The 12,070-nt window shown below is 73.1% G+C and carries 10 protein-coding genes; 2 read left to right on the forward strand and 8 right to left on the reverse strand.

The features are described 5' to 3' along the window. Positions 1 to 3: 3 nt before the first annotated feature. Positions 4 to 414 carry a Fur family transcriptional regulator gene (locus tag GXW83_RS21755; protein ID WP_182444687.1) on the reverse strand — a complete coding sequence of 137 codons (411 nt, stop codon included), beginning with the start codon at positions 412 to 414 and terminating at the stop codon, positions 4 to 6. 189 nt (positions 415 to 603) lie between these two features. Here GXW83_RS21755 and katG point away from each other — a divergent pair, with 189 nt between their 5' ends. Further along, on the forward strand, positions 604 to 2,832 hold the full coding sequence (gene katG / locus GXW83_RS21760) for a catalase/peroxidase HPI (protein WP_182444688.1): 2,229 nt from the start codon (positions 604 to 606) through the stop codon (positions 2,830 to 2,832). Positions 2,833 to 2,883: 51 nt separating this feature from the next. Here katG and GXW83_RS21765 read toward each other — a convergent pair whose 3' ends face one another. After that, positions 2,884 to 3,195, reverse strand: a complete 312-nt coding sequence (locus tag GXW83_RS21765; RefSeq protein ID WP_182444689.1) for a hypothetical protein — start codon at positions 3,193 to 3,195, stop codon at positions 2,884 to 2,886. Between the two features lie 146 nt (positions 3,196 to 3,341). Here GXW83_RS21765 and GXW83_RS21770 point away from each other — a divergent pair, with 146 nt between their 5' ends. Beyond that, a complete protein-coding gene (locus tag GXW83_RS21770) occupies positions 3,342 to 4,259 on the forward strand; it encodes a glutaminase (protein ID WP_370466748.1) in 918 nt (305 codons plus the stop codon). Positions 4,260 to 4,287: 28 nt separating this feature from the next. On the opposite strand, the gene GXW83_RS21775 is transcribed toward GXW83_RS21770, so the two are convergent. The 6 genes from GXW83_RS21775 to GXW83_RS34325 form a co-directional block, all read right to left on the reverse strand. Continuing rightward, complete coding sequence (locus GXW83_RS21775) at positions 4,288 to 5,691, reverse strand: alkaline phosphatase family protein (protein WP_182444690.1); 1,404 nt, start codon at positions 5,689 to 5,691, stop codon at positions 4,288 to 4,290. A gap of 87 nt (positions 5,692 to 5,778) precedes the next feature. After that, the gene (locus GXW83_RS21780; protein WP_182444691.1) at positions 5,779 to 7,089 is read right to left on the reverse strand and encodes an NHL repeat-containing protein; all 1,311 of its coding nucleotides are present in this window, start codon (positions 7,087 to 7,089) and stop codon (positions 5,779 to 5,781) included. A gap of 248 nt (positions 7,090 to 7,337) precedes the next feature. Then, entirely contained in the window at positions 7,338 to 8,039 is a 702-nt protein-coding gene (locus GXW83_RS21785) for a response regulator transcription factor (RefSeq protein ID WP_182444692.1), read from the reverse strand. Continuing rightward, complete coding sequence (locus tag GXW83_RS35120) at positions 8,036 to 9,319, reverse strand: sensor histidine kinase (protein ID WP_304940969.1); 1,284 nt, start codon at positions 9,317 to 9,319, stop codon at positions 8,036 to 8,038. The genes GXW83_RS21785 and GXW83_RS35120 overlap by 4 nt, the downstream gene beginning before the upstream one ends. Before the next feature lie 86 nt (positions 9,320 to 9,405). Beyond that, complete coding sequence (locus GXW83_RS21795; protein WP_182444693.1) at positions 9,406 to 9,921, reverse strand: hypothetical protein; 516 nt, start codon at positions 9,919 to 9,921, stop codon at positions 9,406 to 9,408. A 104-nt stretch (positions 9,922 to 10,025) separates the two neighbouring features. Beyond that, positions 10,026 to 12,056 carry a putative Ig domain-containing protein gene (locus tag GXW83_RS34325; RefSeq protein ID WP_225447163.1) on the reverse strand — a complete coding sequence of 677 codons (2,031 nt, stop codon included), beginning with the start codon at positions 12,054 to 12,056 and terminating at the stop codon, positions 10,026 to 10,028. Positions 12,057 to 12,070: the final 14 nt, after the last annotated feature.

A 12,070-nucleotide genomic window follows, 5' to 3' on the forward strand; every position in this document is an offset into this window, starting at 1 on the left:
GGGCTAGGCGCAGGACGGGCACAGCCCCCGGTAGGTGACCTCGACCGCGGAGACGGCGAAGCCGAACCGCTCCCCCGCCGGGAGGCCGGCCAGCGGATCCCCGGTCGGGTGGACGTCGCGGATGGTGCCGCAGGCGGAGCACACCAGGTGCTGGTGCGGGCGGTGGGCGTTGGGGTCGTAGCGCTTGGCGCGGCCGTCGGTGGACACCTCCATGACCTCGCTGAGGGAGACCAGTTCGCGCAGGGTGCTGTAGACGGTCGCCCGGGAGATCTCCGGCAGCCGCTGCGCCGCGCGGGCGTGCACCTCGTCGGCGGTCAGGTGCACGTGGTCGCCGTCCAGGACCTCCGCCACGACACGCCGCTGGGAGGTCATCCGCCAGCCGCGCCCGCGCAGCCGCTCCAGCAGGTCACTCATAGGGGTTCACCTGTTCCAGGTCGGGGGATGCCGACAGTACCAAGGGTTGTCCGGCTTCTGATCGCATATGACTCTGGTGTCTTTCTTGACTTGGACTCTGTCCATCGTAGGATCAGGTCAGGCCGTACTCCTGATTTTTTTCCGCCCCCGTACTGAGCACAGCGATCCGCCCACTCCGGAAGGATTCCCATGACCGACAACCACGATGCCATCGTCACCGACGCCAAGGAGGAGGGCGGGGGCGGTTGCCCGGTCGCCCACGGGCGCGCCCTGCACCCGACCCAGGGCGGCGGAAACCGCCAGTGGTGGCCGGAGCGGCTGAACCTGAAGATCCTTGCCAAGAACCCCGCCGTGGCCAACCCGCTCGGCGAGGACTTCGACTACGCCGCGGCGTTCACCGGACTGGACCTGGCCGCCGTGAAGCGGGACATCGCCGCGGTCCTCACCGACTCGCAGGACTGGTGGCCGGCCGACTTCGGCAACTACGGCCCGCTGATGATCCGGATGGCCTGGCACAGCGCCGGCACCTACCGCATCAGCGACGGCCGCGGCGGCGCCGGAGCCGGGCAGCAGCGCTTCGCCCCGCTCAACAGCTGGCCGGACAACGTGAACCTGGACAAGGCCCGCCGGCTGCTGTGGCCGGTCAAGAAGAAGTACGGCCAGAGCATCTCCTGGGCCGACCTGATGATCCTCACCGGCAATGTCGCCCTGGAGTCCATGGGCTTCACCACCTTCGGCTTCGCCGGCGGCCGCGCCGACGTGTGGGAGCCCGACGAGGACGTCTACTGGGGCCCGGAGACCACCTGGCTGGACGACGAGCGCTACACCGGCGACCGCGAGCTGGAGACCCCGCTCGGCGCGGTCCAGATGGGCCTGATCTACGTCAACCCCGAGGGCCCGAACGGCAACCCGGACCCGCTGGCCGCGGCCCGCGACATCCGTGAGACCTTCCGCCGGATGGCGATGAACGACGAGGAGACGGTCGCCCTGATCGCCGGCGGCCACACCTTCGGCAAGACCCACGGCGCCGGCCCGGCCGACAGCGTCGGCGACGACACCGAGGCCGCGCCGCTCGAGCAGCAGGGCCTGGGCTGGCGCAGCAGCTTCGGCACCGGCAAGGGCGGCGACGCGATCACCAGCGGCCTCGAGGGCATCTGGACCAACACCCCCACCGCCTGGGACAACAGCTTCTTCGAGATCCTGTTCGGCTACGAGTGGGAGCTGTTCAAGAGCCCGGCCGGGGCCAACCAGTGGCGTCCCAAGGACAACGGCGGCGCGGGCACCGTCCCCGACGCCCACGACGGTTCGAAGACCCACGCGCCGACCATGCTCACCACCGACCTGGCGCTGCGCGTCGACCCGGCGTACGAGGCCATCTCCCGGCGCTTCCTGGAGAACCCGGACCAGCTGGCGGACGCCTTCGCCCGGGCCTGGTTCAAGCTGACCCACCGCGACATGGGCCCGGTCGCGCGCTACCTCGGCCCGGAGGTCCCGAGCGAGACCCTGCTGTGGCAGGACCCGCTCCCGGCCGTGACGCACCCGCTGGTGGACGCCGCGGACATTGCCGCGCTCAAGAGCCAGATCCTGGCCTCCGGCCTGACCGTCCCGCAGCTGGTCTCCACCGCCTGGGCCTCGGCCTCGTCCTTCCGCGGCAGCGACAAGCGCGGCGGCGCCAACGGCGCGCGCATCCGCCTGGAGCCGCAGCGCGGCTGGGCCGTCAACGAGCCCGACCAGCTGGCGACCGTGCTGCGCACCCTGGAGGGCGTCCAGGAGTCCTTCAACGCGGCGCAGACCGGCGGCAAGCAGATCTCGCTCGCCGACCTGATCGTGCTGGCCGGCGCCGCCGGGGTCGAGAAGGCCGCCAAGGACGGCGGCTTCGACGTCCAGGTGCCGTTCACCCCGGGCCGCGCGGACGCCACGCAGGAGCAGACCGACGTGGAGTCGTTCGCCGCGCTGGAGCCCGTCGCCGACGGCTTCCGCAACTACCTGGGCAAGGGCACCCGGCTGCCGGCCGAGTACCTGCTGGTCGACCGGGCCAACCTGCTCACCCTCAGCGCCCCGGAGATGACCGTCCTGCTCGGCGGCCTGCGGGTGCTGGGCGTGGGCGACCAGCAGTCGCCGCTGAGCTCGTTCACCGACAGCACCGGCACCCTCAGCAACGACTTCTTCGTCAACCTGCTGGACCTGGGCACGACCTGGAAGGCGACCTCCGAGGACGCCACCACCTTCGAGGGCCGCGACGCCTCGGGCGAGCTGAAGTGGACCGGCAGCCGCGCCGACCTGGTCTTCGGCTCCAACTCCGAGCTGCGCGCGCTGGCGGAGGTGTACGCGAGCGACGACGCCAAGGAGAAGTTCGTGAACGCCTTCGTGGAGGCGTGGGACAAGGTGATGAACCTGGACCGGTTCGACCTGGCCTGATCCCCGTGTCCGGGCCGGCCCGCCACCGCGCGGGCCGGCCCGGACGCGCGTTCAGTGCGGGTCGCGGGGCGGCCAGAGGTCGCGGCGCAGGGCGGCGACGGCGTGCAGCAGGTCCGGCGGGCAGGAGAAGCAGCGGCCCCGGGTGCTGCACACCTCCCAGCCCCCGGCGCCGTCCGCGCTGGCCCGACCCAGCAGCACCGGGCGGGTGATGTCGGTGATGTCGCTGATGCAGAGCGCGCCGTCGGCCTCGACGGCTCGGTAGGTGCGCCCCATGCACTTGACCCGGACGGGCGCGAACACCGCCTGCGGCTCCGGCCCGCGGGAGCCCGGCGGGTCCTCGATTTGGAAGAGCTGCTCCACCATCCGGTACTCGTCACTTTCCGTTCCTGCACGATCTCTCACCGTGACCATACCGCGTTCTGCCCCCTTCCCGGGTCTTCCTTCGGAGGGGCGGCGGACGCATCCTGGTTCCGGGCATGACAATGGCGTCCTGCCTGGCGGGGGGTGCCGTGAACGACCACGACCTGTTCGAGCACATCACCCGGGCGGTCGGGCCCGATCTCGTCGGCGGGCGGGTGGCGCAGTACATCCCGGCCCTGGCCGCGGTGGACCCGGGCCGGTTCGGGCTGGCCATCGCCGACGCCGACGGCCGACGGGCGCCCCGGGGCACCGGGGACTGGCGGGTGCCGTTCTCCATCCAGTCGCTGTCCAAGGTCTTCACCCTGGCCCTGGTGCTGGCCGCCGACGGCGAGGCGCTCTGGTCCCGGGTCGGCAAGGAGCCCTCCGGGGCGCCCTTCAACTCGCTGGCCCAGCTGGAGCGTGAGCACGGCATCCCGCGCAACCCGTTCGTCAACGCCGGGGCGCTGGTGGTCACCGACCGGCTGCTGACCCTGACCGGCGACGCCCGGGGCGCCCTGCGGGAGTTCCTGCGAGCCGAGAGCGGCAACCCCGGCGTCGACTTCGACGCGACGGTCGCCACCTGCGAGAGCCTGCACGGCCACCGCAACGCCGCGCTGGCCCACCTGCTGGCCGACCACGGCAGGCTCGACAACCCCGTCAACGACGTCCTGGAGCACTACTTCTGGCAGTGCTCGCTCGCCATGGACTGCCGCGACCTCGCCCTGGCCTCGGGCTTCCTGGCCCGGCACGGGCTGCGCGCGGACACCGGCCGGCTGCTCACCCGCAGCGAGGCCAAGCGCGTCAACGCCGTCATGCTGATCGGCGGCACCTACGACGCCGCCGGGGAGTTCGCCCACCGGGTGGGCCTGCCCGCCAAGAGCGGCGTGGGCGGCGGGATCATCGCCGTCATCCCCGGCCGCTGCACCATCTGCACCTGGGGCCCCGCGCTGGACGGGCACGGCAACTCCACCGCCGGGATCACCGCCCTCGACACCCTGACCACCCTCACCGGCTGGTCCATCTTCTGACCAGCCGGGCGGACGGGTGCGGCGGGCGCTACTGGGTGGGCATGGTCTGGGCGCCGGTGGGGACCTGCGGGGCCGGGTTGGCGGCGACCTCCTGCTGGGCGGTGACCAGGGAGGCGGCGGCCGCGGCCACGCCCAGCTGGGTGTCGGAGGGGAACGGCGCGACCGTGGCACCGAGGTTGAGGGCGCCGGTCATGTCGCCGAAGGTCTGCCGGCGCCAGGCGCTGATGTTGGGCTCGGCCACCCCGAAGACGGTCTCCAGCAGCCGGATCAGCGAGGTGTGGTCCAGCGGCTCGGAGTAGACGTATCCGCCCGCCGTCCAGGGCGAGACCATGATGGTCGGCACCCGGAAGCCCGCGCCGATCGGCACGCCGTCGACGAACTCGCCCGCGGTGCCGGCCGGCGGCGTGGGCGGCGGGACGTGGTCGAAGTAGCCGTCGTTCTCGTCGTAGGTGAGGATGAACAGGGTCTTGGCCCACACCTCCGGGTTGGAGGCGATGGCCTCCAACTTGGAGGCGATGTACTCGGCGCCCGCGGCGGGCATCCAGTTGGGGTGCTCGCACTGGGCGGAGGGCGCCACCAGCCAGGACACCTGCGGCAGCCGGTCGTTCCGCGCGTCCTCCTCGAACCAGCCGGCCGGGCGCTTGACCATGGCGTTCTGGTGCAGCGGCGAGCCGGCCGGGGCGTTGGCGTACTGCTTGAACCAGGCCAGCGCGTTGTCGTCGTAGTTGTCGTACTCCTGGTAGACCCGCCAGCTGATGCCGGCCGCCTGCAGCCGCTCGGGGTAGGTCGTCCAGCTCAGGATCGGATTGTTGTAGGCGGGGCTGTCGTCGGTGATCGGCCCGCCCCCGGTGCCGCCGGGGTCGACCGTGCCGGACCACATGTAGAGGCGGTTGGGGTTGGTCGGGCCGAGCATGGAGCAGAAGTAGTTGTCGCAGACGGTGAACGCCTGGGCCAGCGCGGTGTGGAAGGGGATGTCCTCGGCGGTGTAGTAGCCCATGGCCATCTGGCCCTTGGCGGACACCCACTGGTCCATCGCGCCGTTGTTCCACGCCTCGTGCTGGGTGGTCCAGCTGTGGTCCAGCCCGGGGGTGGCCTGCGCGCTGGTGGTCGTGGTGTCCAGGTGGAACGGCAGCAGGTAGCCGTCGGTGTGGGTGGCGTCGGGCTGGTGGAAGACCGAGTTGCCGGTGGACAGGGTGAGGGCGTCGGGGTCGGCGAAGCCGCGCACCCCGGGCAGGGTGCCGAAGTACTCGTCGAAGGAGCGGTTCTCCTGCATCAGGATCACCACGTGCTGGACGTCGGCGAGGCTGCCCGCGGCCTGCGGGTCGGCCGCGGCGGCGGCCAGCGCCCGGGTCAGGCTGGGCGGCAGTGCCAGCGAGGCGAGCGCGGCGGCCCCGGCCGTGCCGAGCAGCCGGCGGCGGGTGAGGTCGGTCATGACGGTCCTCCGAGGACAGGACGGGGGGGTCGGTGGTGTCGTGCCGGAAGGTCCGGCGGCCGGGCGGCGGTCAGCTGCCGGGCGGCGTCAGCCGCCGGGGGCGAACTCGACGATCTGGTTGTCGCCGGTGTCGGTCACGAACACGTCGCCCGCGCCGTTGACGGCCAGGGCCTGCGGGGTGGAGAGCAGGCCGGGCTGCGTCTCGCCGAACTCGTCCAGGTAGGGGCCGCTGGTGTCGAACTCCTCGACCCAGCCGTAGTCGGGGTCGGCCACGAAGGCGTGGCCGGAGGCGTCCAGGGCCACGTCCGAGGGGTCGGACAGGCCGCCGCGCACGCTGGTCTCGCCGGTGCCGAGGGTGGCCAGCCAGGTGCCGGACGCGCTGTACTCCATCACCGCGTCCGGACCGGCGTCCGCCAGGCCGGAGTTGGCCACCCAGATGTCGCCCGACCCGTCGACGGTGATCCCGGTCGGCGAGCCCATCTTGGCGTTGAAGGAGGACGCGTAGCCGCCGCTCGCGGCGAACTCCACCACCCGGTTGTCGCCGGTGTCGCTGACCAGCACCTGCCCGGAGGCGTTGACCGCCACCCCGGACGGCGCGTTCAGCTCGCCGCTGCCGCCGGCCGTCCCGAAGACGGCCAACTCGGCTCCGGCGGAGGTGTATTCGACGACCCGGTTGTCGCCGGTGTCGGCCACGTAGACGTCACCGGCGGCGTTGACGGCGATCGCCGTGGGCCCGTTGAGGGCGTAGCTGCCGGAGGGGGTGAAGCCGCCGATGTCGGCGCCGCTCGCGGAGAACTCCACCACCCGGTTGTTGCCGGTGTCGCTGACCCAGACGTTCCCGGAGGCGTCCAGGGCCACGCCGCTGGGCGAGTTGAGCGTGCCGGAGCCGAACTCGGCGTGGTAGGCGGGCGGTGTCACCGGCGGTGCGGCGGTGACAGTGAAGTCGACCGGCTGCGCCAGCCAGGTGTAGCCGTTGTCGTACAGGTAGTACGCGACATAACTGCCCGGCGCCAGCGCGGACGTGCTGAACGACACCGTGCCACTGGCCGAGGCCGCGTACTGCCAGGACGTCGACGCACCCACATACACCTGGTTCACCGGACCATTGCCCGGATCTGCGTACACCCCGATCCAGTTCTCGGCATTCACCTTCGCCGCAGGCGTCGCATAGCTGAACGTCACCGACCCGCCCTGGACCACACTGGCGTGGTCCACCGACAGCGTGCCGCTGGTGGCGACGGCGGCGGTCGCGGGCGTCGGGGCGGCGGCGCTGCTGTGCCCCGTAGTGGCCGCCACGGCCACGGAACCGGCTCCGACCAGCACGACTGCCAGGGCCGGTACGACGATTCCACGGATGCGGCGGGGTGTTCGATCGGGATGCGGGAACAGCATGGGCATGACAGGCGACCTCCGCACACGAGGGACCGCAGGGATGGGTGGATGAGGCCGCGGCTTCGAGCCCGACCAGCCGGAGCGTAGGTCCCGGGAATTCGCTTGTCCAGACAAGTTGCCGGATACCGACGGATGTTCGCCGACCGTTCGCCCCGAGGGAACGTTCCAGGGAACGGACGAGCCGGTCACGGCCCACCGCTCAGGGCAGGGCGCGGGCCTCGGCTGCGCGGGAGGTCAGTGCCGCGCCGGAGGGGTCATTCGGCCAGGCCGTGGCGGAAGGCGTAGTGCACCGCCTGGGCGCGGTCCCGGGCGCCGGTCTTGGCGAAGATCCGGTTCACGTGGGTCTTGACGGTGGCCCGCCCGAGGAACAGCCGCTCGCCGATCTCGGCGTTGGAGAGCCCCTGGGCGATCAGCGTCAGCACCTCCGCCTCGCGGGCGCTCAGCCCGTCCGGCAGCGTGCCCGGGGCCACCGGCGGCGCGGCAGACCCGGGTTCGGCCGGAGCCGCCGGGGCGGGCAGGCCGGCGGTGACGGCGGTCACCAGCCGCTGCTGCACCACCGGGTCCATCCAGACCTGCCCGGCGTGCACTGCCCGGATCGCCTGCTCGATCTGCTCAGCCCCGGCGTCCTTGGTCAGGTAGCCCCTGGCCCCGGCCCGCAGCGCCGGGAAGACCGAGGCGTCGTCGGCGTAGGTGGTCAGCACCAGGACCGCGACGCCCGGGTCCTCCCGGGTGAGCGTCGCGGTCGCGGTGAGGCCGTCGGTGCCGGGCATGGCCAGGTCCATCAGCACCACGTCCGCGCGCAGGTCGCGGGCCAGCGCCACCGCCTGCTCGCCGTCGGCGCCGCCGCCCACCACCTCCATCCCGGCGTTCAGGCCGACCAGCAGCATCAGGCCCTCGCGGGTCACCCGCTGGTCGTCCACGACCAGCACCCGGATCGGGGCCGGGGAGTCGCTCACGCCGGTATCTCCATCTCCACGGTCCAGCCCTCGGCGGTGGGCCCGGCCTGGATGCGGCCGCCGACCCGCTCGATCCGCTCCCGCATGCCCCGCAGCCCGTTGCCACCGCCGGTCCACGACCGGGCGGGCGGAGTGATCGTCGCCGCCCCCGCTCCCCCGGCCGCCACATGCCCGGCCTCCGCTCCCCCGGCCGCCGCCGTGCCCCGGTCGGAGACGGTCAGGGTGGTGGCCCCGGCGGTGTACCGCAGCGCCACCGCGGTGGGCGATCCGGCCGCGTAGCGGGCCACGTTGGTCAGCGCCTCCTGCGCACCCCGGTACAGCGCCAGTCCGGCCTCCGGGGTCGGCGTGCGCGGCTCGCCGCTGACCGACAGCGTGATCGGCAGGGCCAGATCCCGGCGGCAGCGGTCGATGAGTGCGGTGAGCTGGTCCACCGTGGGCAGCCGGTCGCCGCGCAGCGCGGCCACCGCCTGCCGGGCGTCGGAGAGCCCCTCCCGGGTCAACTCACCGCCGCGTACGATCAGTTGCTGCAACTGCGGATCCACCTGGTCCCGCTCGGCCAGCTTGCGTGCGCCCTCCAGCTGGACGGCCAGCGCCGACAGTGACTGGGCCAGCACGTCGTGCAGCTCCTGCGCGATCCGGGTGCGTTCGGCGACCGCGGCCGCCCGGGCCCCCGCCTCGCGGGAGTCCTCCAGCTCGGCCAGCAGCAGTTCGGTGCGGTCCTGGCCCAGCCGGGCCTGCCGGGCGAAGGCACTGGAGGCGCCCAGGACCACGCACAGCAGCACCGAGGCCAGCCCGGCCTCCACCGAGACCCGGTGCGAGCCGACCCCGGCGGCGGCCAGCGCCACGGCCACGGTCAGCGGCGCGGACAACCACAGGGCCGGCCGCAGCGGCATCCGGGCGCAGAGCATCCCCACCGCGGCGGACACCGGGATCTCCATCATCGAGTTCGCCTGCAGCGCGGACAGCGCCGTGCCGAAGACGCCCAGCAGCACCGGGAGCACGACCGTGGTGGTCACCGAACGGCGTGGTCCCCGGCCCCAGGCGCTGGGGACCAGCGCCAGCAGGCACCCGGCCAGGGCCAGGCTGACCACCAGCCGCTCGCCGCTCAGTCCGGGGCGGGGGTGGGAGCGGAAGGCGAAGGCGGCGGTCAGCGCCACCACCATCCAGAGGATCTCGTGCATGCGCGCGACCTGGCGGGTGTGGCGCTCGGCGGCGCGCCGCCGGACCTCGGCCATCCGGGGGCTCTCCGCCCCGGCGGGCTGCGGACGTTCGGTGCTCATGCGGTGCAGCATAGAAGCAGCCGGCCCGGGGAGGCCCGGGACCGGCTGCGGGGAGGGCTTCGGGGAGGTCTGCGCGGAGGCGCTGCTCACGCGGTGGCCTCGGCCACGGCCCCGGAAGAGGAGAGCCGCCAGGCCCGGAGTCGGATCGCCAGCAGGCGGGCCACTGCCTCGGAGAGTGCCATCAGCACGAAGGCGGCCACCCACGCCTGGGAGCTGGTGATCTGGTGGGTGCGGCTGAAGTGGGCGATGCTGCCGCCCGCGCCGTGGTCGGAGGCGAAGGAGAAGCCCATCCGGGTGGCCATGCCCAGCACCCACAGGACGGCGGCGAGCACCCCGGCCCGGGCGTGGACGCCGTCCTGCCGCCGGGTCAGCAGGGTGGTCGCCCCGCAGGCGATCCCGAGCACCGCGCCCGCACCGGCCAGGGCGAGTTCCAGGTCCAGGTCGTTCCCGGCGGTGGGCACGGAGCGCAGGTAGTACGCGGCGGTCGCGCCGACCAGCACGACCGGCAGCAGCAGGCCGGTCAGGTCCAGGCGTCCGCCGCGGATCTGCCGGATGACGAGGAGGACCAGGATGCCGTTGACGATGTAGTCGGTGGTGTTCATGCGGACCAGCCTGCCCGGGCAGCGGCGGCCGGTCGTCAGCCGCCGGGTTGGCCCCCGGGTTGACCGCCTGGTCAACCCGGGGGTTGAGCCGGGGGTGACCCGGGTCAGCCGATGGTCAGGGCGGTGTCGTCCAGGACGAAGCTGGTCTGCTGCGGGGAGCTGTTCTCGGCGCCCACGAAGGTGAGGGTCACGGTCTTGCCGGACCACGCGGACAGGTCGACCGAGAGGTGCCGGTAGCCGCTGCGGGCGTCGCGGTTGGAGTAGGCGGCCACGGTGGTGGTACCGGCGGCGTCGGCCACCTCGACCTTGAGGGTGTCCTGGGCCTGCCTGGTCCGCTTGGCGGTGTCCACGTGCAGCCAGTACGAGAGGGTCGCCGTGGAGCAGCCGGACGGGATGGTGACGGTCTGCGACAGCCGGTCGGTGTAGCCCTGGCCGTAGCCGTCCAGCCAGGCGTCCCAGGCTCCGGCGTGGCTGGGCTCGGAGCGGGTCTGGTTGTTGATCACGCCGGGCGTGGCCTTCCAGGGGGCGGCCTTGGCGCCGCTCTCGAAGCCCGGGTCGCCGAGCAGCTGGCCGGAGGCGCAGCCGCTGGTGGGGCTGTTGACGGTCCAGCGGAAGGAGGTGCTGCCGGAGGCGCCGGTGCCGTCGGTGGCGGTGACCGTGGCCTGGGCGGTACCGGCCGTGGTGGGGGTGCCGGAGATCAGGCCGGTGCTGCTGATCGACAGTCCGGCGGGCAGTCCGGTCGCCCGGTAGGCCAGGGTCTGTCCGGAGGCCGAGTCGGCGGCGGTGATCTGCAGCGACACCGCCGTGCCCGCGGTGCTGGTCTGGCTGCCGGGATTGGTGACGGTCACGCTGCTGCCCGGCGCGGTCCCGCCGCCTCCGCTGCCGCCGTTCTGGGTGAAGGCGGCGGTGCCGTCGGGCGTGCCCAGGCCGGTGGGGCCGTCGTAGCCGGTCCCGGCGGTGCACAGGTAGCTCGGGGAGCAGGAGGCGGTGGCGCCGGTGGTGACGTCGTTGAGGGCCGACGTGTCGGCGTAGGGGAAGGAGGCCGGGGTCGATCCGGCGGCGGGGGCGCCGGCCAGGGCGTAGACCGAGGCGATGATCGGGGAGGCGGCCGAGGTACCGCCGTAGACGTTCCAGCCGCCGTTGCCGTTGAAGGTGTCGTACACGGCGACGCCGGTGGCCGGGTCGGCGACGGCGGAGACGTCGGCGACGGTGCGCTTGGAGCAGCCGGTGTCGGTCTGCCAGGAGGGCTTGGCGTCGTCCGCCGAGCAGCCGGAGCCGGCGCCCTCGGTGGAGGAGGTGGACCAGACCGACTCGGTCCAGCCGCGCGTGTTGTTCGCGGTGCTGAGCGAGGTGCCGCCGACGGCGGTCACGTACTGCGAGGCGGCCGGGTACTCGACGCCGAAGCCGCCGTCGCCGGAGGAGGCCGTGATGGCGACGCCGGGGTGGTCGTAGTACTCGGTGTCGAAGGTGGTGTCCTGCGGCGATTCGGGGCCGCCGTAGCTGTTGGAGACGTACTTGGCGCCCATGCTGACGGCGGTGTTCACCGCGGTGCCCAGGTCGGCGTCGCTGGCGGAGTCCGATTCGACCAGCAGGATGCGGCAGTTGGGGCAGGTGGCGGAGACCATGTCCAGGTCGAGGGATTCCTCGCCGGTCCAGTCGTCGTCGGCGGGGGCGGGCGAGGGCAGGCTGCCGGCCTGGCCGTCCTGGCCGACCTTCTGGAAGCAGCCGTCGGCGGTGGTGCAGGCGGGGAGCCCGAACTGGCTGCGGTAGACGGCGAGGTCGCCGGCGGCGTTCGGGTCGTCGAAGGCGTCGACCACGGCGACCGTCTGCCCGCTGCCGCCGGAGGCGGCGGCCGATGCCAGGTTGTAGGCGGACTGCAGCTGGCTGGGCCCGTAGCCGGAGACGGCCGCCGCCCGGGAGGCGCCCGCCCTGGCGGTCTGCGGTGTGACGTCGGTGCGCACCAGGGCGTTGCAGGAGGAGTAGTGCACGGGCGCTGGCGGGCAGGCGTTGCGGTAGTCGTGGTGCGCGGCCGAGGCCGACGCTCCGGCGCGGGAGGCCGCGTGGGTCGCCGCGTTGGCCGAGGTGAAGGCGACGACGCCGGCGGCGAGCAGCGCGGCCGCGGATATGGAGGCCACGGCGGTGGTCCGGC

This window comes from Streptacidiphilus sp. PB12-B1b, from assembly GCF_014084125.1.
Classification (GTDB): Bacteria; Actinomycetota; Actinomycetes; order Streptomycetales; family Streptomycetaceae; genus Streptacidiphilus.